Source organism: Winogradskyella sp. (assembly GCF_965228925.1).
In the GTDB taxonomy this organism is placed as follows: Bacteria; Bacteroidota; Bacteroidia; order Flavobacteriales; family Flavobacteriaceae; genus Winogradskyella.
The window spans coordinates 4510908-4535017 of sequence record NZ_OZ245845.1; the positions used below are offsets into that span (position 1 = coordinate 4510908).

The window sequence follows — 24110 nt, forward strand, 5'->3', positions numbered from 1 at the left end:
TCTAGTACTTCAACCACTTGAAAAGCTCTTTGTAGGTTGGCTTTTTGCCGTACATCAAAATACCAACACGATAAATTTTGGCTGCAAACCATACCGCAAACATAAACGTACCTACCAAAAGTAAAAGTGATAACAATTGTTGCCAAAGCGGTACACCAAATGGAATACGCATCAACATCACGACGGGTGAGGTTAAGGGTACGAACGAAAATACTGTAGACACCGTCCCATGTGGATCTTCGATAACGGTAAACACCCCAACATAGACCGCTAGTATCAATGGCATTAATATGGGTAACATAAACTGTTGTGTATCGGTTTCATTGTCCACCGCCGCACCAATGGCAGCATACAACGAACTATACAGCAAATACCCTCCAATAAAAAAGCATATAAATGCAATGACCAAATTCAATATAGGTAAGTTGCTTATCCCATTTATTAAGTTCTCGGCCATGGCCTGAGCACCTTCCGTTTGCATAGCCTGATTCATTAATTCTTGCTGCTGACTCGACGCCTGAGACATATCAATACCGAAAATTGTGGATACAATAATCATTAAAACACCACCCAATACTACCCAAATCGCAAACTGAGTGACTCCTGCCAGTGAGGTACCTATAATTTTACCCATCATCAATTGAATAGGTTTTACCGAAGATATAATGACCTCAATAATTCTACTGGTTTTTTCTTCTATAACACTTCTCATAATCATATTACCATAAATAATGATAAACATAAACAACAAGTAACCTGCTATACCCCCAAAAGCCAGTTTGATGATATTATCTATTTTAGAGCTCTTCTCTCCATCAAAACTCTCTTGTGCAATATCTACGGTCGTTTTGGAAGCTTCAATTTGGGCCAAAGTCACTCCATCTTTTTGAAGTTTCATTTCTCGTAAATGCTTTTCTATCTTTCGTTCAATACCAGAGATAACGGTTAGTGAAGGCGACTCTTCGGAATAAAACTTAACATTTTTAGAAACGTCATCCAAGGCATCGACTTTAGCAAGGTGTAATAAACCATAATCCTCTTTTTCCTTAACCAAAGCTTTCGCGTCCTCCAAACTCAATCCATTAAGTACGGTATACGTGGTGTTATCCGTATTCTGAAAAACATCCGTCAAATAGCCTGTTTCATCCAATACGGAGATGAATCTTTTCTTGTCATTGTTTAATTGCGACAAATAGGCAACGACGGCAATAAGTGCAATCATGATCAGGGGACTTAAAAAAGTCATGATGATGAACGACCTATTCTTCACTTTAGTGAGATATTCGCGCTTTATGATGAGGGGTAAATGATTCATTCTTAGTGGTTTTTTACAGTTTCAATAAAAATATCATTAGCGGTAGGAATCACTTCTACAAAGTGATGGACTTCCGCTTTAGAGGCTAAAAAGGACAATAAATCATTAGACGATATGGTATCGTCAATTTTTATATTTAACTTAATATCATCGTTCAAATTTTTAAACGTCGCAGGTAGCACTTGAAACTTATCCTTTATTTCTTCTAAAACCACCTGGCTATTGTTAGATTGTAAGCCCACTTCAAAGGTGTTGGTCTTAAATCGGCGTTTGATATCGTTGAGTTTACCGTCCAGTATTTTATTGGATTTATGAATAAGTGCAATATGATCGCAGAGTTCCTCTACAGATTCCATGCGATGGGTCGAAAATATCACGGTTGCCCCTTCCTCTCGCAACTGAAGGATTTCGTCCTTAATAAGGTTGGCATTAATAGGATCAAATCCTGAAAAGGGTTCATCAAAAATCAAAAGTTTTGGTCGGTGAAGTACGGTGACCACAAATTGAATTTTCTGCGCCTGCCCCTTGCTGAGCTCCTGAATTTTTTTGTTCCACCAGTCTCCGATATCTAATTTATCGAACCAATACTTCAACCTGCTTTTGGCTTCGGCCTTTGCCATGCCTTTAAGTTGCGCTAAGTACAATGCTTGTTCACCAACTTTCATGGATTTGTACAAGCCGCGTTCTTCGGGTAAATAGCCAATATCTCTAATATGCTCAGGTTTTAAAGGTTGTCCATCGAGTTGAACAGTCCCTTCATCCGGCATTGTGATTTGGTTAATAATACGAATCAGTGTTGTTTTACCAGCACCATTAGGTCCCAATAATCCAAAAATACTGCCCTTAGGTACGGCAATAGATACTTCATTTAGTGCTCTAAAATTCCCAAAGTTCTTTGACACGGAATCAGCAACTAACAAGTCATTCATATACAAAGCGGTTTACTGTAAAAGGTTAGTGCGTAAATATATTAAATGTTAAGAAGTTTTATTGTATATCACCCCCACTTATTCGCTATTTTATGATTGGTGAAGCCTAAATTTGTAAGAGACTTAGTATAAATCAGATCTTGCTGCACGACGGGATTAGCCTGACCGTCTGTCTTACACGCAAGACTTCGGAAGGTGAGCCATCTTAGGCTAGTTCAACCAACAATTTTGAATACGCCGCAAGGGCTTTTCAAACTATGGGATAAACCTTCATGTGTAATTAAGAATAAATTTACTCGACAAATTGTATTTGGAAGATCCCGCTCTACAGCGGGATTAGCTCAACCAACAATTTTGAATGCGCCACAAGGGCTTTTCAAAATTGGGTTTCGCTAAAAAACAAAACCCACCCTTACGGTTAGATAAGGATGGGAAAAAATTGCTATGAAAAAGAAAAATTACCGCTAATTAGCATTAGCGATAATTCAAAGATAGTATTTTTTATTAAACAGAGGCTTTTTTATGAAAACATATCTTTAACCTTTTCAAAAAAAGATTTATCAGAACTTTCGGGTTTTGGCTCGAAATGCTCGTCTTCTCTCATGTTTTCGAAAAACTCCTTTTGTTTTTTACTCAAAGTCTTTGGTGTCCAAACATTTACATGAACCAGTAAATCTCCTTTACCATAACCATTAATACTCGGAATACCTTTTCCTCTTAGTCTTAAAATTTTTCCGGATTGCACACCGGCTTCAATCTTAATGCGCACTTTACCAGTAACGGTATCTATTTCTTTTGAGGTTCCTAAGACGGCATCGGGTAAACTCACATACATATCGTAATGTAAGTTGTCGCCTTCACGCTGTAAGGTAGGGTGTTCCTCTTCCGCAATAACGACCAATAAATCCCCTGCAATGCCATTACCAGGTGCATCGTTACCTTTTCCCGTTACTTTGAGTTGCATACCATCAACCACACCTGCCGGTATTTTAACGGATACCGTTTCCTCGGTAGCTATAAGGCCCTGCGCATCGGCATTCGTTGGTTTTTTATCAATAATCTGTCCGGTGCCCCCGCAAGTCTGACAGGTCGTTGCAGTTTGCATTCTCCCCAGAATAGTATTAGTAACACGTGTTACTTGTCCTGTACCATTACAGGTTGTACAGGTCTTGTAGGTGGTTCCTTTAGCCTGAATTTTACGTTTTACTTTAATCTTCTTTTCGACGCCATTGGCCACTTCTTCTAAAGATAACTTCACGCGGATTCTAAGGTTGCTCCCTTTGACCATACGTCGTCCTCCGCCACCGAAGCCACTAAATCCGCCTCCTCCAAAGGCACCGCCAAAAATATCACCAAACTGGCTGAAGATGTCATCCATATTCATACCACCGCCACCAAAGCCTCCTGCACCTTCAAAGGCCTGATGCCCAAACTGGTCGTAACGGGCCTTTTTATCCGGATTGCTCAAAACCTCATAAGCTTCAGCTGCTTTCTTAAATTTTTCCTCAGCATCTTTATCATCAGGGTTTTTATCTGGATGATATTTTAGGGCCATCTTGCGATAGGCCTTTTTGATTTCTGAGTCCGAAGCGCCCTTGCTAACTCCTAGTATGTCGTAATAATCTTCTTTCATATTCATTGTCACGCTCAGGCGTGATGTCTTTATAATTTAGCATTCTGACTTTAAATTATGCTTCGATACTTCGATTGCCTGCCCGCCGTACAAGACTTTGGTAGGCGCGGCGCTCAGCACATGTAAGCTCAGCATGACATAAAATCAGATAAATATCTCATTGTTTATTGCCCAATCACCACTTTCGGGAATCGGATCACTTTGTCTCCTAGTTTATAACCATGTTCTACAACGTCGATGATCTTTCCCTTTAAATCATCACTTGGCGCTGGGATTTGGGTTACAGCCTCATGATCATCAGCATTAAAGGTGTCGCCTTGATTCACTTCGATCTTAGACAAGCCTTTCTGCTCTAAAGTATTTAAGAGCTTATTGTAAATCAACAAGACGCCTTTGCGCAATTCCTCAGCCTCCTTATCTTCCTCGATATGTGTTAACGCGCGTTCAAAATCATCGAGTACAGGAAGCATGGCTAGCATCACGCCTTCACTTGCCGTCTTAAATAATTCGAGGCGTTCTTTATTGGTGCGCCTTTTATAATTTTCGAACTCTGCGAACAAACGCATGAATTTATCTTTCTCAGCAGCTAACTGCTCTTGCAACTGCTCCTCTGTGGATTGTTCTTCCGCTTCTGCTGTAGCAGTGGTTGTATCTTCTACCTGAGGTTCTTCAACCTCTTTGTTCTTATCTTTTTTACTCATTTTGAGTTTTATTTTAAAACGTAATTTAAATCTTCGATTTAGAGTTGCAAAAGTACTGCCATTATTATAAAAATGTCAAAATGTCATTAACATTTTTTTATTAGTCTTTGGGCGAGAATCTAATTAACTTTGCAATTCACAAATAAATTCAAAACAACACCGACATGAAAACATCATTTTTAAAAATTTTTGCTTTAGTGGCATTCGTTGCATTCTCTAGCTGCAAAGACAAGGCTAAAGAGGTTGAAACCACAGAAGCTGAAGAAGCTTCTGTAGCCGAAGCTACTGCGCTAAAATTCAAGGCTGACACGGAAAAATCTACCATTGAATGGAAAGGTTTTAAGCCCACTGGATCTCATACAGGTACGATTGCCATTGCCAAAGGCTTAATTAATGTCAACGATGGTGCTGTGGAAAGCGGAAACTTCGTCATAGATATGAGTAGTATAAAAGTTACGGATATTCCTTTAGAAGAAGAAGGCAATGCTAAATTAGCAGGGCACTTAACCAGTGCTGACTTTTTTGATGTAGCGACATATCCACAAGCAAAATTTGAGGTAACAGGTTTAGAAACGGTTGACGGTAAAACGATGCTGTCTGGTAACCTAACCATGAAAGATGCTACGAATAACATTAGTATTCCTGTAACTACCAATATCGAGGGCGACAACATGACCTTAACCAGTGAAGCCTTTACTATTGACCGCTCTAAGTGGAATATCAAGTATGGTTCTAAGTCTTTCTTTGATAATTTAGGAGATCGCTTTATCAATGACGATATTGAGTTAAAAGTGAACTTAGTAGCCACTAAGGCTTAAGATACTAAAATTTAGTTTACAATCATTCCGAATAAAGGTATGATGAGAAATGATGAGATTTGGCGAAGCTGAATCTCATCATTTTTGTATTTAGATTTCTCGTTACTTACTTCGGCAAGCTCAGCACATCGCATTCTTCGTTCCGTCGAAATGACAAGTTGGATTAAACAGCTTAGAGAAATTAAAACTCAAAAAGCACTTACATTCCTGTAAGTGCTTTTCTTCTCCATAGCAATTTTATAACTAAAATTGCTTCGCTATTAATCAATCCTCATCAACCCAATCATTAACTAATAGCATTGTGCTGTAGTAATGCGCTATTAACTTAACACTAAAACCATTACTTAGGCATTACTACGGTGTCAATTACATGAATCACCCCATTACTTCCTGCTACATCTGTCGCAGTGATTTCACTGTAATTGCCTGCTTGGTCTTTCAACCAGATTTTTCCGTTTTTTTGCATTACGGTTAATTTTTGTCCTGCAAGGGTCTCCACCTCAACTTTGCCTTTTCCTTTCTTTAAAGCCGCAACCACATCCTTGGCCATTAACTTCCCTGATACTACGTGGTAGGTCAAGATTTTAGTTAAGGTCTCCTTGTTTTCTGGCTTTAACAGGTTCCCTAAAGTTTCTTTGTCAATTTTCCCAAAAGCATCGTTGGTTGGTGCGAATACGGTAAAAGGTCCGTCTCCTTGCAAGGCTCCAACTAAATCTGCAGCTTTTAAAGCGGTGACTAAGGTTGAGAAATCTTTGTTACCCACAGCGGCATCAACGATAGTGCCTTGTGCTTTTGTTGTTTGTGAGAATGCTAAGGCGACAACGGTCGTTAAAACAAATACTAACTTTTTCATGATTTTCTTAAATTTATGGTTAAACTATATTGCACTTATTTCGTTTTTGTAGTGCTTTCGTTTATATTTACACAGGCTTGTTTGTGCTGGATGAGCATAGCCTCACTTTTGGGAAATCTTTAACATTAATGCAAAACGATAAGCATCTTATTCAACAACTACAACAAAAGGATGAGCGTGCGTTAGCATTACTCTATGACAAATATGCTGGTGCTATTTACAGTGTCATCCTAAAAATGATTAAAGATGAAGGCCAAGCCCAAAACTTATTACAAGATACCTTTATGACGGTTTGGGATAAAGCTGAACGTTATGATGCGAATAAAGGACGTTTTTACACTTGGGTCTATCGTATTGCTAAGAATAAAGTGTTAAATGTATTGCGAAAAACCGATCCGCTCATCCAAACCGATGATTTTAGTGTATATGACAATAAAGAAGATGCTATTGGTATAGATTCGGAGTATTTGGAGCTCAATGGCGCCATAACACAACTCGAAACGCACCACAAGGAAGCTATTGAATTGGTGTATTTTAAAGGTATGACGCATCGGGAAGCACACCAGGCTATGGATGTGCCATTAGGCACGTTTAAATCTTACGTGCGACAGGCCTTAAAACAACTACGAGACCGTTATGCCAAAACCCTAAGTGTACTATTACTAATACTAAATGCGCTGTGATGATGGATAAGAAAACGCTATTAGAGAATGGATTACTAGAGCAATATTTGCTAGGAGAACTCGACGCTGCAACATGCGAACAGATTGAGCAGATTTTAGCATCCGACGCTGAGCTTAAAGCTTATTTTGACCAACTGGAACAAGACTTTGAAACCCTGGGCCTTGAAAATGCTATTACACCACCACCAGCGGTAAAATCACAATTGCTTGATTCCATAAAAGCGTCTTCTGAAACTTCTAAAGTTGTTGAACTACAAACCAATAACAACTTCAAATGGTATCTGGGCATTGCAGCAAGTATAGCGGGCTTACTATTGATTGGTAGTTTCTGGATGTACAGCCAACTCAATGCTGTAAAACAGCAACTGCAAACCGTTGAAATCAATAACACCGAACTCAATACCACAATCGAGGTCTTAAATAAAGAGTTAAAGCAAACCACTAGCTTTTATACCAATATTGTCAACCCAGATACCGAGCAATACGTCTTGAAAGGCAACGATTTACTACCCGAGGCCAAAGTGGTGAGTTATGTGAACCATAAGACCAAGACTGTGGTCATCAATACCGAGCGTTTACCTCAATTAGATGATGCCCATGACTACCAAATGTGGGCTGATGTGGAAGGCGAAATGATTAATATGGGAGTCATTGCCAAAGACAAAACCTTAATAACCATGGCCTACATTGACCATGCGGAATCCTTAAACATTACCATAGAACCTGCTGGTGGTAATGATCATCCTACAGTGGAACAATTGGTGACGAATGTTTATCTACAATAACAAGTCCTCCAAAGCAGGTCTTAGATTTGCATAGTTAAAATGAAAACCTTTATGTTCTATTTTTTGGGAACTGACACGTTGGCTTTCAAATAAAAGCATATGCATTTCGCCCAAAGCTAATTTCATCGCAAATTTTGGAATATTAGGTAAGAAGAGTGGTTTCTCCAAGACATTAGCGGCAATCTTAGTCAGTTCTTTATTCGTCACCGCATTGGGCGCCACACCGTTGTACATACCTTCGAGTTGGTATTTAATGGCATACATGAAGATACGCGCTAAATCCTCAACATGGATCCAACTTTGCCATTGCTCGCCGTCCCCAAAAGCCGCTCCAGCGCCTAGTTTAATAGGCTTAACAATTTCTGGTAAGGCTCCTCCATTTTTGGCTAAGACCAAGCCAATTCTAATCTTAGCGACTTTACAACCCAGGGCTTCAAAACCATCCACAGCCAATTCCCACTGTTTGACGACTTCTCCTAAAAATGAGTTAGACACCTCATCATGGGACTCTTCATAAAAGTTAGTGAGACTTGTTGGGTAAATCCCAATAGCACTGGCAGACACCACATGATCAATCGTATAATTATTCGTTTTTATCGTCTCTTGTAACAACTGCGCCGTTTTGGTCCGACTTTCTAGAACCACTTTTTTGTAGGCCTTGGTCCAGCGTTTAGAAATGGACGCTCCAACCAAGTTGATAATTGCTGACACGCCTTCAAAACAGCTATGGTCAATCTCATTGGTCGCTGGATTCCAATAATAGCCCTTGTAATTAGCCGCTGTGCTTAACTTGGATTTAGAAGTGGTTAAATAATGTACAGCAATCCCTTCAGCATGGCATTGCTTTACAATTTCCTGCCCTATGAGTCCGGTGGCTCCTGTGATTAAAACGGTTTTTGGGTTGTTCATGATGTAAAGATACGATAAGGTCTAAGCCCGAGATGAGACTTTAGTTTGGATTTAACGTTTGGGATGTCATTGCGAGCCTGCCTGCCGGTAGACAGGAAGTGAGGCACGCGATGCGCTGAGCTCGTCGAAATGAACGACGAAGCAATCTAATGAATTAGTCAGGTTTTATGAGATTGCCACGGCTGACAAAAACGTCAGCCTCGCAATGACATCTTTATCTAAATGTGCTTCGACAAGTGTCACACTGAGCTTGCCTGTGCTGAGCGCCGCGCCTACCAAAGTCTTGTACGGCGGACAGGCAGTCGAAGCATCGAAGTCCTCAGCAAAACTATCGAGAACCCTGATAACTCCAAAGACTTCTCGATACAATTCCTCTCCCGATAGCCATCGGGACTGGAATCACTCGAAGTGACAAATAGTTTAGACATTTGGCTCTTTAACGCATTTAGCTCACTATGTTCGCTGAATGTTTATTTAGACATTTGGCTCGCTGCGCTTCGCCGAATGCTAAGAGCGAATTTTCTTTTTTTAGCATTTAGCTCACTGCGTTCGCTGAATGTTACGAGCGCATTTTGCGCGCTCGTAACATTTCCCTCTTTCCAGGAGGTCCAGGGAGGCGTTCTACCGTAAAACCGACCGCTTCCATAGCACGTCTTACACTACCTTTGGCGGAATAGGTTACCAAAACACCATTTGGTTTTAAAGCCTTGAACATTATGGTAAATATAACCTCGGTCCAAAGTTCAGGTTGTACGCGGGCACCAAAAGCATCGAAATAGATGATATCGAAGGCATTGTCGGCCTCAATCTCTTTAAAGAATTTCTGTTGCTTTTTGAGTTGAAAGAAAGGTGTAATGTTATGCTGTGCTTCCCAAGACAACCGATGTAGTTGTTCAAATTCATCTTGATGGGATGGGGAAATCAATTCCACATAATTCAGTTGTTCTATTTCGGCAGCTTCTACAGGATAGGCTTCTACCCCAACGTAATGGATATGGCGCTTTAGTTGCTCGGCTTGTATTAAAGTGAGGAAGGCATTGAGACCTGTGCCGAATCCGATTTCGAGGATGTTGATTGGGTGAGATTCATCAACTTTACTTCGATCCTGTTCGGATGACACCTCGACTGGATTTCGACTCACTTCGACTTCGCTCAATGACCGATGCTCGGTATTATGCTCTTCTTGATGAGATCCTGAAACGAGTTCAGGATGAGAAAGCAAACCATGCTTGATAAACACATGATTCGCTTCTTGTATAGCACCATGAATGGAATGGTATTGCTCATTCCAGTCTTCGATCTGAATGGTCTTTGAACCATCGGAAGTGGTGATTATCTTTCGCTTCAATTATTGAATGAGTAATTTTTTAATCTTGGGAATCGGTCCTGTACATTCGGTTTTATGGCAGGCCAAACAATTGTTGATGGCTGCATTATAACGCTCTTTGAGTTGTATGTTGGACAGTGTATCCACCACCGACTGCTGTGATTCTATAAAGACATTCACGAAATTATTCCAAACCGCCGTTCGCTGATGGCCATTACTCATCTCAGCAGAATGTAACTTCATCAAATCCAAAGGCATGCTTGCTGGCACTTCTCCATCAATGATTTGTTGCTTTAATTGCAGATTATAAGCATACATGGCATTCATCAAATTGGCCATTTCAGAAGGCTGATACATCACTAATTCGGGCTTGGCATCAACTTCCGTGTCTTTTTGCTCCGCTTTTTCTTGACAACCCAAGCAGAACAATAAAATCAACCCACAAGCAAAAAAACTATTGTTTAAGTAAGACCCCATCGGCCAAGAATTGGTATTCAAATTTTGGTTCTGTAATGGCCGCAATTTCTTCTTTCGATTTTCCAGCGTCTTCCGCATAATGTCTGAGTTCGTCCACAGAGGTTTCGGTTACAAAAGCCTTACCATTTACAACAACATCACCTTCGGCATTCAATGGCATAAAAAAGCCGTAATCCTTAAACTTCACCATGACCTGCTGATCATTACCCATGTCGAGTTTCATCCAACAGCCCTTTTTAGAGCACACATCGATAATCGTTCCTTTCATTTTGGTATCGACCGTATCTCCAGCTTTTAGACCTTTATAATGTTCCATCATACGGTCTGCGGATAAGGCATCTGCATCATTGATTTCCATACCGAAAGAGGCATAAGCGATTTCTTGTTTTGCGTCTTCTACGTTTTCTTCTGTGGCTTTTGTCTCATTTTTACATGAAAATACAACTAAGCTCATTGCTAAAATCAAGAATATTTTTTTCATTATTGATATCTTTTGTATTGATTAATTATTGAAGTGCGAATTTACGAAATTTAAGCTAATTTTACCTTTTATGAACCACATTGATTTTGTATTTTTGCAGAAAATTAAACCACTCTTTTAATGGCAGAAATCCACCCTAACGAAATCGTTATCGTAAAATCAGAACAGTCTAAAATTAACGCTGTTGATTTTAGTAATCTCACATTTGGTCGTGTCTTTACCGATCATATGTTTGTTTGCGATTTTGAGGATGGCAAATGGCGGTCGCCTAAAATTATGCCTTACCAAGCCTTAACGATTGAGCCCTCTGCCCGAGTGTTTCATTATGGTCAAGCTGTTTTTGAAGGTATGAAAGCCTACAAAGACGACAACGGCAAGATTTTCATGTTCAGACCCGATGAAAACTATAGACGTATTAATATTTCCGCAGCGCGATTAGCCATGCCAGAATTTCCTGAATCCTATTTCTTTGACGGTTTGGAAACCTTATTAAAATTGGACAGCGCTTGGATAAAACCAGGTGTGGGCAACTCGCTCTATATTCGTCCATTCGTCATTGCGACGGAGCCCGCTATTTCAGCCTCTCCTGCAGCTACTTATCGTTTTATTATTATTTGTTCACCTGCGAAGGCCTATTATAACGACCCAGTTCGTGTACTTTTTGCTGAAAAGTTCAGTCGTTCAGCTGATGGTGGTGTTGGTTTTGCTAAAGCCGCTGGGAACTATGCCGCGCAATTCTACCCGACAAGTCTGGCACAGCAAAAAGGCTTTCAGCAAATCATTTGGACCGACGCGTCGACGCATGAATATCTTGAAGAAGCTGGTACCATGAATATCTTTTTCAGGGTTGGTGATAAATTAATTACTGCCCCAAACAACGATCGTATCTTGGATGGGGTTACTCGTAAAAGCGTCATTCAGTTGGCCGAGGATTTGGGTATTACCTGTGAAGTAAGACGTGTAAGCGTTAAAGAAATTAAAGATGCCGCCAATAATGGTAGCCTCAAGGAAATCTTTGGTGCCGGAACGGCTGCCGTAATCAGTCCGGTGTCAGCCTTTGAACATTCCGGTGACGTTTATGAGATGCCAAATATTGAACACTCCTATGCGTCCTTATTTAAAAAGACCCTAATGGATATTCAGCACAACCTGTCTGAGGATCGCCATGAGTGGAGGTATGAGGTACTTTAGTCAGTAGGCGGTGTTCAGTATGCAGTATGCAAAACTAAATTATGCCCTTAAACATTAGTGCTATTTTTCTAAAATCTCCTTGATATGTGGCTTAAAATAGTTAGGGCCTTTTAAGACTTTACCATCGTCACGGTAAATGGGCTCTCCGTCTTCTCCGAGCTTGCTCATGTTACTCCGTTGGATTTCCTCAAAGACTTCTTCTATTTTATGTTGTAAGCCGTGTTCTATAATGGTTCCACATAAGATATAGAGCATATCACCCAGCGCATCAGCTACCTCGACCAAATCATTATTATTCGCCGCTTCGAGGTATTCTTCGTTTTCTTCGCGCATCAGTTTGTAACGCAGCATATTTTTTTCTAGTCCTAAATTAGCCTTTGGTGTGTCTAAGTATCCTAGTTTAAAAGCGGTGTGGAACGCCTTTACAGCATTAATTTTGTCTTGCATGAGCCTGTCGTTTGTTAGTGCTTAAATTTGTATATTCGCATAAAAATACGCTAATGTTTTCTACAGGTCAATTGATTTTTGCAATTTTATTTTTTATCGCTTTTGTGATTGCAATCGCCTATCAATATCGTAAAGACAAAAAGGTTCATAAAGCCTATTACAAGGGAACCGTTTGGATCCTCATTGCCTTTGTTGGATTTATAGGAATGATTGCTGCCGTAAAGTTTCTTTTGATGTAATTCACTGACATTACCTTTGTCTATTTTTTTATTTGTCTTTAAAACTCGAATGCTTGTACGTTCGAATATTCCTCTTCTATTTTGGTTGAATTCCATCAAAAATTCATTAACTTGATAGAACTATTTACCTAAATTTTATATGTTGACGTCATACAAAGCACTCTGTATAACGCTATTCTTTTCCTTTATACTTTTACCCTGTAAGGGCCAAAACTATATGGGTTATACCATGGACAATTATGCTGGTATACATGCTGTGAGTTATAATCCAGCGCTTATACTATCCAATACGCTTAAGGTGGATATCAACATCGCTTCGGCTAGTGCTTTTGGTGGTAGTGATTATTTTGGGATTGATGTTGGTAGCCTAATCAGTACCGATGATGTATTTACTTTTAGTGACGATGCAGATCGCTTTCCAGATGACAGCAATAATTTCTTTGCTAATGCGGATGTTTTGGGGCCATCAGTAATGTTTCGCTTAAATGACAAAAGCAGTATCGGTCTTATCACCCGATCACGTGGTTTGTTTAATCTCAGTGAAATCAATGGTAAGCTCTATGAGAATTTAGTCGATCAGTTTGAAAATGACGAGGATTTTAGTTTTGACTCACAAAACCTTAGTGGTACGCTCCATGCCTGGACGGAGATCGGAGTGTCATATGGGCACTTGTTATTAAAGAAGGATCGCCACGAATTGATAGGTGGTATCACCCTAAAGTATTTATTGGGCGCTGGTGGTCTTTTTGCCAGTAGCCCAGGCTTCGCAGGGACATTTATAGGTGAGACGGAGACCTTACAAACCCAAGGCTTTTTAAACTACGGCCAAACACGTGATTTTGACAGGGACGGCGTATTATTCAATAATTTAGAATATGGTTTAGGCCTAGATTTAGGAGTGGTCTATACCTGGTCTCCTAATACCACGGTAAGCGTACAACAAGGCCTTAATCCCTATACCTTAAAAGTCGGCATTTCGGTGACTGATATTGGCTCCATTACTTACGACCAAGCCGAAATCACTTCCTATAATTTAAATGCTTCTGTCAGTACTGGAACTATTGAAGAGGATATTCAGGAATTTTTGGATAATAACTACGACAGTACGGCCGACGACCAAAATACCAAAATCCAATTGCCTACGGCTTTACGTTTGCTTGTCGATTGGCGTTTCGCCAGAACCTTGTTTATTAGTGTGCAATCAGACTTTTCTTTAGTAAAACGACGTATTGAACGCAGCAATACAGTAACCAATGTCCTCACCCTATCCCCACGACTCGAAACCAAATGGTGGAGTGTTTATCTGCCGATTAGCTTAAGACAAAATGAAGACATAATGGTTGGAACGGGTTTTCGATTGGGGCCACTAAGCGTGGGCTCCGGGTCTATAATTAGCAACTTTATCTCCAGTCGGACGAGAACCGCCGATGTCTTTGTAGGCCTTAAAATTCCTATCTACAACTAAGGCCTAATGTTAAATAATGACTTTTCTTTAGGAGTTTTTAGAGCTGAGTTGTCTTATTATAAAAGCAGCTATGATCTTCCTTTACGCAATCTTGGTTTTGGTGTGTATTAACGGTGTATTATTGATCTACAGTGTTAATAAAAACGATTAGGTCTAGGCCTATCCATTTGCAGTTAGTCGTATATCTTTTAAATTCTTAGCAATTATTTTGATATACGCTAGCTGAGTACTATCTTTAAGTACCCTCCCTTAATTAGTGACATTTAAAATACCCGTTACTGGGTATGTTTTGGTGTATGGTATTACTACACCTTTGTAATGTTGACTAATTAATCCAACCCTTATGAACGATCAGTTAATTCCTCCTATTTTATTATTTTCATTATCAATACTTATTTTATTCTTTCTAGCATTACTCGGCAAAAGATTAGATGCTTGGCTAAATAGAATTCTTGATGCTTTTGCTGCAAGCGGATTAAGTGTTGTAATTCCTGGAACAATAACTATTGATACAACAACCAACAATAATCTTAACACATTTGTACAAGCATCACCCAATTTAACTGCTACAAGTGCAATGGCAATTTTTGTTTTAGTGTATTTATTTAACCCTTTAAAAAATTAAACATGACTTTAGAAGAAGCTGAAATAAATTTGAAGAAAGAAAAGGAGATATTTATAGATAAAATATACACAAATGGTCAGCCCGTTATCTACGCTGCTATTGTGAATCATCCTAAAAAGGCATTTGAGTATTCAATTGAAATAGGCCTTAAACAAATAACCGGCGAAAGAGTCTTTCTTGACCTGTTGAATAATGGAGAATTAGATATAATAGAAGGTCTAATGATATCTCCGGATACGATAACAAAAATAATGGATAACAGAGTTTCAATATTAGAGAATAAGAGCTTTATAACAGATGATAATGAAAACTTTGGCCTTACTGATATTGAACTTGACACTCTAAAATTTAACTCAGAAAACTTGAATTTTGCAAGTCTAAAATCACTTAATCGATTATTTTCCGACAGAGTTGTAGCAAAACAAATAGAAGATGATGATATTACTTTTTCTGACTCCGATGAACTACAATACCTTAGAAATGGCGAATGTAACTGTAATGACGATTCAGATTGCATCAGTTGCAAAGATTGGAATGACCCTCACATAAGAAAAAATGGTTGGTTAGAAGGTGGAATAAGTATTGGTAATGATAAAAATAGTCGCTCAGCAGGTACTCTTGGAGGTATTTTTAGAATGAATGGCAATAGTAATAACTATGCAATTACAAACTGTCATGTTGTTGAGATAAATGGATGTGACCCTAATTTTACAGATATAGTTCATCCCTCAAGAAGTGACGATGTTAAAAAAAATATCAGTTTTATTGGTGAATTGGTATGGAAAGAGCATAATGATCTAGTGGATGCAGCAATCATTAAATTAAATAATAATGTCCGAATAGGAGATTTCACTAGATGTGATGAAATTTCTTTAAGCTACCCTGTTGACGCATCATTTGGCATGAAAGTAAAAAAATGTGGTAAGACGACTGGATTTACAGAAGGTAAAGTATTATCAACTAATTCAACACTTTACATAAGCCAAACAAACAGATACTACAGGAATCAAATTATGACTACCTGTAAAACATGTCCAGGTGATTCAGGATCATTGTTAGTTAATACTTCAAATCACGTCTTAGGATTACTATACATGAATAATAAAAAAAACAATAGAAGTTTTGCTAATCATTTTAAAAACATCTTTAATCAAAGTGTAGATAATAAAAATTGTAAACCAAAAATATCATTCAAGGAATTTATTAACTTTAAAAATATTTAATTATGAAAGTAGAAATTGGCGATACTCAAAACGAATATCAATTATATTTTAATCAACAAAACGGACAAGAAATTAAAGGTATTTTCACAAAATGGAAAGGGGATTTTGCAACCGATATAACAATTACGAAAAATGATGTTACCCAATTTCATATTGAAGAAATTCATTATATTAATCTAGTTGCCTGTGATGGCCACACTTTATGTTTTGAACTTCAGCTAAAGGCAATATACGATGATCCCAATATTGGTCCATTTCCAATAAAGAATAACTTAAGCTTTAATGCTGAAGTAGTTTTAATTCATTATGAAGATCCAGAGGAAATCCAAATACAAAAATGCAGTTGCAATTATGCCCAAGCACCATTCGGTGGAATACCTAGCACAAAAAAGGGTAGTATATTACAAGGAGGAAAATAAAAGTTGACATGTAATTTTAGCAAATATTTAATTCTTGTACCAGTAAGTTTTTTACTTACTGGTTTTGCTTTTTCTCAAAGTATAGATTTCGAGGGTATTATTGATGGATTAGATGGACAAGACTATTCAAAGCTAGAAATAGAATTTAAAGCCATTGACACAAGTAAAATTACCACCTATGATAAGGCCACATGGCTATATTATTATTCTTATTATCAACTTAAAAAAGATAATCACCACCTTGCCTATCAAAGCGTTATAAAGTCCAAACAAATTTTCGAGAACATAAATGCCTCTTCGGATATTAGTGATTGTAATTTTATGATACTTGAAATCTTAAGTCATCAGAATAATTTAAAAGACAAAGACGCAAGAAAAAAAGCTATAATAAATGAGGAACACAAGAAAGCTTCAGAAAGTAAGGATAGTAATGCATTACATAGAGTTTTCTACAGGTTTGCGGAATATTATTTAGATCATGATAATGGCCCAGAAGCATTAAAATACTTCAAAAAAGAGTATGCGGTTCTAATGAAACAAAGAGATACTCTCCGAATGGCGTATAACCTAGATAATATTGGAACTGTACATCTCACAATATTTAACAATCCTGATTCTGCTTTGTACTATTCAAGACAAGCAACACCAATCTACCTTCGTTATGATGATAATAGGGCTTTATCATACAATTATAATAACATTGCAGAACAATATAAATCCAAAAAAGAACTTGATAATGCTATTTTATATTATATCAAAGCAGATTCAATACCAAATAGTGAATTCAAAGCAAAGAGTAAAGTTGTTTTTTATAAAAATATAGCAGAAGCCTATCAACTCAATAAGGATTATAAAAATGCTACGTACTATTTAAATAAGCTTAACAAGTTAAAAGACTCAATTAACGATACTAAGCAGAACATTGCTATTTCCGAAATCCAAGAGAAATATGACAATGAAAAATTGAGGGTAAAAAACCTTGAGAACGAAGCCAAAAGTCAACGAAACCAAAACATCGCTATAAGCCTTGGTGGTAGTTTAATTTTAGGAAGCATTATCGCCTTCCTACTCTTTAAAAACACCAAACGCAAACAAAAACTAGCCGAACAAGACAAAGCCCTAGAATCCCAAAAATTAGCGACGGTCTTAAAAGAACAAGAGTTAGTGACCATTGACGCCATGATTGCAGGTCAAGAAAAAGAACGTCAACGGATTGCCAATGACCTGCATGATGATTTGGGTGGCTTGATGGCCACTGTAAAGCTACATTTTAATGCTTTAAAGGATAAGGATTCGCCTGAACTGTATGAGAAAACCAATAACCTTATCGAAGAAGCCTATCAAAAAGTACGTTCGGTCGCCCATGCCAAAAACTCTGGGGTAATTGCTAAACAGGGCTTACTCAAAGCCATCAAACATATGGCGGATAAAGTCTCTGCGTCTAACCAACTTAACATTGAAGTTTTAGATCATGGCTTAGATCAACGCCTAGAAAACAGTTTAGAATTGACTTTATTCCGGATTATCCAAGAGCTCATAACTAATGTCGTTAAACATGCAGAGGCCTCAGAGGCGACCATTCATTTAACCAATCACGAGGATAGTATCAATATCATGGTCGAAGACAATGGGAAAGGCTTTAACCCCAGTCAAATTACCAAAACCAAAAAAGGGATGGGTATCAGTAGCATCGATAAACGCGTTGAGCACTTAGACGGGCAACTCACGATTGAGTCGGAGAACAACAAAGGGACTACTGTCATCATAGATATTCCATTATGAAATCGAAATTGAAATTGAAAAAGGATAAAGAAACCAACACCTAATGCCTTATACCTAATGCCTAATTCCTAATACCTAAAACATGATACGTTTAGCCATCGCCGAAGATCACCAATCCCTTATCGATGGGATTAAACTACTTCTGGAATATGAAGAGGATATCGAAATCGTTGGGACTGCCAATGATGGAGAAGCCTTATTAAAATTGGTACGATTAAAACAACCCAATGTCGTCATTACAGATATCAGAATGCCCAAATGTGATGGGATTACGGCCTGTAGAACCATTAAAAAAGAATTCCCGTATACCAAAGTCTTAGCCTTTACCATGTTTGACCAAAAGGATGCGGTACAACAGATGTTAATGGCCGGAGCTTGTGGGTATCTCTTAAAAAACTCTCCTTTAGACACGGTTTTAAAAGCGCTACGTGCTGTGCACCAAGGGCAGACCTTTTATGATGCCAATATCGAAATCGATGCCGAAGACAACGGTAATAAAAAAACCAAAGGCGTGTTGACCAAACGCCAAACTGAAATTTTAGGTTTGATTGCTCAAGGGAAGACCTCACGCGAAATCGCCGATGAGCTCTTTATTGGCATTCATACCGTAGATACTCATCGTAAAAACATGGCCCGTATTTTAGGCTTAAAAGGTAAAGGGGAACTCTTGCGTTATGCTATAGAAAAGAAGTATAAGTTTTAATTAACAAAAGAATCAATCTATTAAGCCAACTCTACTCTTTTATTGCTTTTTAAATTCACTCTAAGCGCGAAAACTATCCCCATCTTTCTTACAAGAGCTTAACAATTGCACTGTGCGCCAATGCGTTGTTTTACTTTAATTGCTATCTTTGAAGAACTACTAACGTAATAATCAATCTAAAAATGAAAGCATTCAAATACATCTTGTTATTGCTGCTTGTTATCATCATAGGCTTTTCCATTTATATTGCCGTACAGCCTAATTCTTTTGAGGTAAAACGCAGCCGAACCATGAAAGCTCCTGTTTCTATGGTTTACGACAATATCATTGATTTTAAAAACTGGAAAGCCTGGTCCTCTTGGGCCGAAGCCGACCCGGACATGACCTTTACGCTACCCGAAAAAACCCAAGGTGTGGGTGGCTCGTATTCTTGGGAAGATAAGGACGGTATTGGTACCATGAAAACACTTGCTGCAACACCAAGTACCTCGATTACCCAAGAAATGCAATTTGCGGAATTTCCACCGTCGAACATAGCCTGGGACTTAAAGTCCAATGCCGATGGTACTACGGAAGTCACTTGGAATATTAAAGGGGAAAATCTTCCGTTTATGTTCAAATTGTTTTCGGTTTTAATGGGAGGTATGGAAAAACAAATCGGTCCACATTACGAGCGTAGCCTAGAAAAACTCGATAGTATCTTAGTGGCTGATATGCAACGTTATACGATTGACATCAACGGTATTACCGAATATGGCGGTGGCTTTTACCTTTATAAAACTACCAATGCGAATTCGACTAATATTAGCTCTAAAATGGCGGAGAGTTTTGGAGCTATAATGCAATTTATGGGTCAAAACGGACTGAAACAGTCTGGAATGCCACTTACGGTGTACAATGAAATGGCCGAGAATATAATCATGAGTAATGGTATTCCTGTTAAGGAACGTGTTAAAATTCCTGCGGATGCGGATGTTTCCATAGACTTTATGCCAAAAATGAAGGTCTTAAAGACGACATTAATGGGGAACTATGAGAATCTTCCCAAAGCCTGGGAAGCGACCATGAAGCATATCGCCGAACAAGGTTTAGAACCATCGGAACATAAACCTTTTGAAATTTACACTAACGATCCAGGGCTGTATCCTAATCCCGCTGATTGGAAAACTGAAATCTATATTCCGCTAAAAGACTAAGGCCAACCGCTTTTGTGGCAAATGCATATGAAACATCTTATTTTGGTCTTTGTTGGGGGTGGCTTTGGTAGTGTGCTTCGGTTTGTTATTGGTAAATGGCTCAATAGTTCTAGTGACGGTATACCTTACGGTACCTTTGCGGCCAATATTCTAGGCAGTTTATTGATTGGAATTATCCTTGGTCTGGCGGCAAAGCACAATAGCCTATCAGAAAGTCAGACCCTTTTATTGGCTACAGGATTCTGCGGAGGCTTTACCACCTTTTCGACTTTTGCTTATGAAAACCATGTCTTTTTAAAATCAGGAGATTTCACAAGCTTTGCCATCTACACTATAGCTAGCTTTATTATTGGGTTTTTAGCCGTGTTCCTCGGTATACATTTGGTAAAAGCCTAGTGCTTTTTAAAGGCTTTAACCCCAGCTTCGATTTTTAGAGGTAAATAATTGGCTCTTGGTACAATGGGACAGGAATATTTTTCATTGTAGGCACAATACGGATTATAAGCCGTATTAAAATCGATGACCATGGTATCCCCTTCTGGTAATCTTGCTTCAGTATAACGGCCACCTGCATAACTTCCGTTACCATTGGTATCATCTAAAAAGGGTAAAAACAAATAATCCTCATAGCCCTCCTTCTCTATCAGTCCGAGATTTTGGTATATATTCAACTGGTATTCGTTTCCTTTGAGTGTAAAAGTCACAACACCGAACTGCACATATTCTGGTCGTCTGTTGGTTGTGGTTTTCATTTTAAAAGGCTTCGCTTCGGGAGTCCTCTTTAGTTGAGCCGTGACAACATAGGTAGAGTCAAATTTATAAAAATCTAATCCCTTAAACCTTTTTCGGTCCTTATCTTTAAGAGGCGATTTTGTGGCATCCTTAAAATCGGCATTCATCTCTTTTTGCCATTCCGTTTCACCCGCCAGCATTTGTTTATCTTGAGCACAAGCCGAGGTAAATACGACTAAAAAAACTATTAGGAAATTCTTCATAGAAAAATATTTATGGTCCAAAAATACAACTTCTCAAATTTTATTGTATGTTTGAACCGTAAAACAAACAACAAATGTTACAAATCAATAGATATACAAAACAAGCCTCTGTGGTTTCTTCGGAACACACTCGGATGTACGATCTATTGTAGCTATATAAATATACGATTAAACAATATGTAAAAGTCCGACGTCACCGTCGGACTTTTTATTTTTAGTGAAGTTCTTAATTCAAAAGTTTACGCATTGAATTATGATAACTGAACGTATCCCGATGGATATCGGGATCTTAACCTTAAAAACCAATGCGTAATGAAAAAACTCTATTTTAACTACCTCGAATCCTTTAAAGGACTATCTAGAGAAATCTGGTATCTCTCCTTAATCAGTTTGGTGAATAGAGCAGGTACTATGGTCATTCCTTTTTTGTCTTTGTACTTAAAAAATGATATGGGGTTTTCTGAAGCTGATATTGGCTCCATATTTGCATGCTTTGGCATTGGCTCTTTTTTTGGTTCCTTATTAGGCGGTAAACTGACCGACATTTTTGGATTCTATAAAGTCATGATCGCCAGTCTTTTCTTAACGGGTTTGTGTTTTATTTCGTTGCAGTTCATCAACTCATTTTGGGGCTTTTGTATCGGTATATTAATTACCATGACCATTGCCGATAGTTTTCGCCCGGCAATTTTTGTGGCTATTAAAACGTATAGTAAGCCTGAAAATCAAACGCGATCCGTAGGTTTATTACGATTGGCGATTAATGCGGGAATGGGTATTGGTCCTACGCTGGCGGGTTTGATTATTGTGTTGGAAGGCTATAACATTTTGTTCTGGATTGATGGTTTAACCTGTATTATTGCCATTCTGCTCTTTAGCTATTTGGTTAAAGACCCAAAGGTAAAACCTGCAGAAACACGTGAAAAGCATCAAAATTTAGATAAAAATGCGGTTTACAAAGACAAATCGTTCTGGATCCATTCTGTGATATGTTTTCTCTTCGGGATGGCATTTTTTCAGTTGTTTACCACAATGCCCTTGTATTACAATCAAATATTTCAACTTGATGAATTCAAAATTGGGATTCTCCTATTCTTGAATGTGGCCATCATCGTCATTTTTGAAATGCCATTGTTGAACTATTTGGAAAAGCAACTAATTCCGGTTACCAAACATATCCTTATGGCTTGTGTTTTGCTATCACTAGGCTTTTTGGTTCTGTATCAAAATTTCTGGATAGGCATCCTCATTATAAATATGGTGCTCTTGACCCTCAGTGAAACGCTTGGTTTCCCATACACCAACAAATTTGCGCTTCAACGTGCAAAAGAAGGCCTAGAAGGTAGTTATATGGCACTATATGCCATGTCTTTTTCCATGGCCCATATATTCAGTCCAAAAATCGGACTTAGTATTGTAGATGTATACGGATTCCAGATTAACTGGTTGGTTACCTTTGGTTATGGTATATTGGGTATTTTATTGGCCTATTGGCTACATAAACGTGTGAAACAGAAACTTTAAACGGGACTATGTTATGAAAAAAACAGCTATGGATGTTATCATTATTGGCGCAGGACCTATTGGGATTGCCTGTGCTCTGGAATGTAAAAAGCGACATTGGAATTATGTAGTTATTGAAAAGGGCGCGCTCACCAATTCGCTTTTTAATTATCCGTTGAACATGACTTTTTTTTCAACCTCAGAAAAATTAGAAATCGATGGTATTCCTTTTATTAGCAATAATGCTAAACCAACGAGAAACGAGGCCTTGGAATATTACCGTCGTGTAGCTACGTCAAACAAATTGGAGATTAATTTATACGAAGAAGTAACATCAATAAATAAAAATGATATCCATTTTGAAGTTGAAACGACTAAGCAGAGCTATAGGGCACAAAGTGTCATTATTGCCACCGGATTTTATGACATCCCAAATTTATTGAAGGTTCCCGGTGAAGATTTGCCTAAGGTATTTCATTATTATAAAGAAGCACATCCATTTACATTACAAAACGTAGCCATCGTAGGCGCAAGCAATTCCGCTGTTGATGCAGCCTTGGAAATCTATCGTAAAGGTGGACATGTGACTATGATTGTAAGAGACGAGGCTATAGGAAAGCGTGTAAAATACTGGGTAAGACCCGATATCATTAATAGAATTGAAGAAGGTAGCATTACCGCCTATTTTAATTCTGAAATAAAAGAAATTAGATCTAACGAGATCCTCATTTCAACACCAAATGGAGAAAAAACGCTACCCAATGATTATGTGATTGCCTTAACCGGCTATCGCCCTAATTTTAAATTTTTGGCGAACGCTGGCGTCACTTTTTCCGAAGACGAAAAACATATTCCAAGTTATAGTGCAGATACTATGGCATCTAATATTGAAGGTCTATATCTTGCTGGAGTTATCTGCGGCGGTATGGAAACCCATAAATGGTTTATTGAAAACTCGCGTGTACATGCTAAAATCATAGCTGAAGCCTTAGAAGATAACTTATGAAAAATTTACACCCATGAATTTAAATCAAATTACGATTCCCTCATTGGATGTTGTTAAGGCGACGGCATTCTACAAAAAACTAGGCTTACTTCTCATTGTAGACGCTCTACCAAGGTACGTCAGGTTTGAATGCCCCGATGGCGACAGTACCTTCTCCATTCATGTTGTCGAAGAATTACCCACTGGAAAGGATCGTATGACGATGTATTTTGAGAATGAAAATTTAGACAAGGTGGTATCACAACTCCAAGAAAAAGGCATTACTTTTACAAGTGAACCTGAAGATAAGCCTTGGCTATGGCGGGAAGCCCATCTGTACGATCCTGATGGTAATTCTATCATTTTATACAGTGCTGGCGAGAATAGAAAAAATCCACCTTGGAGACTAAAAAACTAAAATTTCAA

Annotated in this window: 27 protein-coding genes; 16 read left to right on the forward strand and 11 right to left on the reverse strand. The window is 38.4% G+C overall.

Features of this window, described 5'->3' with window-relative positions; all coding sequences use genetic code 11:
- Window position 1: 1 nt before the first annotated feature.
- The 4 genes from ACO052_RS18920 to ACO052_RS18935 all read right to left on the reverse strand — a co-directional run bounded on the left by ACO052_RS18920 (window position 2) and on the right by ACO052_RS18935 (window position 4578).
- Window positions 2–1315, reverse strand: a complete 1314-nt coding sequence (locus ACO052_RS18920) for an ABC transporter permease (RefSeq protein WP_422105357.1) — start codon at window positions 1313–1315, stop codon at window positions 2–4.
- 2 nt (window positions 1316–1317) lie between these two features.
- On the reverse strand, window positions 1318–2244 hold the full coding sequence (locus ACO052_RS18925; RefSeq protein ID WP_422105358.1) for an ABC transporter ATP-binding protein: 927 nt from the start codon (window positions 2242–2244) through the stop codon (window positions 1318–1320).
- A gap of 520 nt (window positions 2245–2764) precedes the next feature.
- The gene (gene dnaJ, locus ACO052_RS18930; protein ID WP_422105359.1) at window positions 2765–3877 is read right to left on the reverse strand and encodes a molecular chaperone DnaJ; all 1113 of its coding nucleotides are present in this window, start codon (window positions 3875–3877) and stop codon (window positions 2765–2767) included.
- A 164-nt stretch (window positions 3878–4041) separates the two neighbouring features.
- Window positions 4042–4578 carry a nucleotide exchange factor GrpE gene (locus ACO052_RS18935; RefSeq protein ID WP_422105360.1) on the reverse strand — a complete coding sequence of 179 codons (537 nt, stop codon included), beginning with the start codon at window positions 4576–4578 and terminating at the stop codon, window positions 4042–4044.
- 164 nt (window positions 4579–4742) lie between these two features.
- Here ACO052_RS18935 and ACO052_RS18940 point away from each other — a divergent pair, with 164 nt between their 5' ends.
- Window positions 4743–5396, forward strand: a complete 654-nt coding sequence (locus ACO052_RS18940) for a YceI family protein (protein ID WP_422105361.1) — start codon at window positions 4743–4745, stop codon at window positions 5394–5396.
- Between the two features lie 340 nt (window positions 5397–5736).
- Here the strand turns inward: ACO052_RS18940 and ACO052_RS18945 are convergent, their stop codons facing one another.
- Window positions 5737–6249 (reverse strand): fasciclin domain-containing protein, encoded by a 513-nt coding sequence (locus tag ACO052_RS18945; protein WP_422105362.1) that lies wholly within the window; start codon window positions 6247–6249, stop codon window positions 5737–5739.
- Between the two features lie 128 nt (window positions 6250–6377).
- Here ACO052_RS18945 and ACO052_RS18950 point away from each other — a divergent pair, with 128 nt between their 5' ends.
- Together ACO052_RS18950 and ACO052_RS18955 are read left to right on the forward strand one after the other, a co-directional pair.
- Entirely contained in the window at window positions 6378–6932 is a 555-nt protein-coding gene (locus ACO052_RS18950; protein ID WP_422105363.1) for an RNA polymerase sigma factor, read from the forward strand.
- Entirely contained in the window at window positions 6932–7717 is a 786-nt protein-coding gene (locus tag ACO052_RS18955) for an anti-sigma factor (RefSeq protein WP_422105364.1), read from the forward strand. Before ACO052_RS18950 ends, ACO052_RS18955 begins: the two co-directional genes overlap by 1 nt.
- Here ACO052_RS18955 and ACO052_RS18960 read toward each other — a convergent pair.
- From ACO052_RS18960 to ACO052_RS18975, 4 genes are all read right to left on the reverse strand, one after another.
- The gene (locus ACO052_RS18960; protein ID WP_422105365.1) at window positions 7709–8626 is read right to left on the reverse strand and encodes a TIGR01777 family oxidoreductase; all 918 of its coding nucleotides are present in this window, start codon (window positions 8624–8626) and stop codon (window positions 7709–7711) included. The two genes, ACO052_RS18955 and ACO052_RS18960, sit on opposite strands and share 9 nt — an antisense overlap.
- Window positions 8627–9185: 559 nt before the next feature.
- Complete coding sequence (mnmD, locus tag ACO052_RS18965) at window positions 9186–9974, reverse strand: tRNA (5-methylaminomethyl-2-thiouridine)(34)-methyltransferase MnmD (RefSeq protein WP_422105366.1); 789 nt, start codon at window positions 9972–9974, stop codon at window positions 9186–9188.
- The gene (locus tag ACO052_RS18970; RefSeq protein ID WP_422105367.1) at window positions 9975–10430 is read right to left on the reverse strand and encodes a hypothetical protein; all 456 of its coding nucleotides are present in this window, start codon (window positions 10428–10430) and stop codon (window positions 9975–9977) included.
- Window positions 10408–10911 (reverse strand): DUF4920 domain-containing protein, encoded by a 504-nt coding sequence (locus tag ACO052_RS18975; protein ID WP_422105368.1) that lies wholly within the window; start codon window positions 10909–10911, stop codon window positions 10408–10410. Before ACO052_RS18975 ends, ACO052_RS18970 begins: the two co-directional genes overlap by 23 nt.
- Before the next feature lie 120 nt (window positions 10912–11031).
- Between ACO052_RS18975 and ACO052_RS18980 the strand changes: the two genes are divergently transcribed.
- On the forward strand, window positions 11032–12102 hold the full coding sequence (locus ACO052_RS18980) for a branched-chain amino acid aminotransferase (RefSeq protein ID WP_422105369.1): 1071 nt from the start codon (window positions 11032–11034) through the stop codon (window positions 12100–12102).
- Between the two features lie 60 nt (window positions 12103–12162).
- Here the strand turns inward: ACO052_RS18980 and ACO052_RS18985 are convergent, their stop codons facing one another.
- Entirely contained in the window at window positions 12163–12549 is a 387-nt protein-coding gene (locus ACO052_RS18985; protein ID WP_422105370.1) for a hypothetical protein, read from the reverse strand.
- Window positions 12550–12602: 53 nt separating this feature from the next.
- Here ACO052_RS18985 and ACO052_RS18990 point away from each other — a divergent pair, with 53 nt between their 5' ends.
- From ACO052_RS18990 to crcB, 9 genes are all read left to right on the forward strand, one after another.
- A complete protein-coding gene (locus ACO052_RS18990) occupies window positions 12603–12788 on the forward strand; it encodes a hypothetical protein (RefSeq protein WP_422105371.1) in 186 nt (61 codons plus the stop codon).
- A 217-nt stretch (window positions 12789–13005) separates the two neighbouring features.
- Window positions 13006–14253, forward strand: a complete 1248-nt coding sequence (locus ACO052_RS18995; RefSeq protein ID WP_422105372.1) for a DUF5723 family protein — start codon at window positions 13006–13008, stop codon at window positions 14251–14253.
- A 343-nt stretch (window positions 14254–14596) separates the two neighbouring features.
- Entirely contained in the window at window positions 14597–14878 is a 282-nt protein-coding gene (locus ACO052_RS19000; protein WP_422105373.1) for a hypothetical protein, read from the forward strand.
- Window positions 14879–14880: 2 nt separating this feature from the next.
- A complete protein-coding gene (locus ACO052_RS19005) occupies window positions 14881–16101 on the forward strand; it encodes a trypsin-like serine protease (protein WP_422105374.1) in 1221 nt (406 codons plus the stop codon).
- A gap of 2 nt (window positions 16102–16103) precedes the next feature.
- Window positions 16104–16520 (forward strand): hypothetical protein, encoded by a 417-nt coding sequence (locus ACO052_RS19010; RefSeq protein ID WP_422105375.1) that lies wholly within the window; start codon window positions 16104–16106, stop codon window positions 16518–16520.
- A gap of 3 nt (window positions 16521–16523) precedes the next feature.
- Window positions 16524–18302 (forward strand): ATP-binding protein, encoded by a 1779-nt coding sequence (locus ACO052_RS19015; protein WP_422105376.1) that lies wholly within the window; start codon window positions 16524–16526, stop codon window positions 18300–18302.
- A gap of 82 nt (window positions 18303–18384) precedes the next feature.
- Entirely contained in the window at window positions 18385–19005 is a 621-nt protein-coding gene (locus tag ACO052_RS19020; RefSeq protein ID WP_422105377.1) for a response regulator, read from the forward strand.
- 182 nt (window positions 19006–19187) lie between these two features.
- Window positions 19188–20201 carry an SRPBCC family protein gene (locus tag ACO052_RS19025; protein WP_422105378.1) on the forward strand — a complete coding sequence of 338 codons (1014 nt, stop codon included), beginning with the start codon at window positions 19188–19190 and terminating at the stop codon, window positions 20199–20201.
- Window positions 20202–20228: 27 nt separating this feature from the next.
- Window positions 20229–20597 (forward strand): fluoride efflux transporter CrcB, encoded by a 369-nt coding sequence (gene crcB / locus ACO052_RS19030; protein WP_422105379.1) that lies wholly within the window; start codon window positions 20229–20231, stop codon window positions 20595–20597.
- On the opposite strand, the gene ACO052_RS19035 is transcribed toward crcB, so the two are convergent.
- Window positions 20594–21196: a DUF1684 domain-containing protein gene (locus ACO052_RS19035; protein WP_422105380.1), complete on the reverse strand. Its 603-nt coding sequence runs from the start codon at window positions 21194–21196 to the stop codon at window positions 20594–20596. The genes crcB and ACO052_RS19035 overlap by 4 nt on opposite strands.
- 312 nt (window positions 21197–21508) lie before the next feature.
- Between ACO052_RS19035 and ACO052_RS19040 the strand changes: the two genes are divergently transcribed.
- From ACO052_RS19040 to ACO052_RS19050, 3 genes are read left to right on the forward strand one after another with little or no spacing between them, the layout of a single operon-like run.
- Window positions 21509–22720 carry an MDR family MFS transporter gene (locus tag ACO052_RS19040; RefSeq protein ID WP_422105381.1) on the forward strand — a complete coding sequence of 404 codons (1212 nt, stop codon included), beginning with the start codon at window positions 21509–21511 and terminating at the stop codon, window positions 22718–22720.
- A 13-nt stretch (window positions 22721–22733) separates the two neighbouring features.
- Complete coding sequence (locus ACO052_RS19045; protein WP_422105382.1) at window positions 22734–23705, forward strand: YpdA family putative bacillithiol disulfide reductase; 972 nt, start codon at window positions 22734–22736, stop codon at window positions 23703–23705.
- Between the two features lie 13 nt (window positions 23706–23718).
- On the forward strand, window positions 23719–24102 hold the full coding sequence (locus ACO052_RS19050; RefSeq protein WP_422105383.1) for a VOC family protein: 384 nt from the start codon (window positions 23719–23721) through the stop codon (window positions 24100–24102).
- Window positions 24103–24110 lie beyond the last annotated feature (8 nt).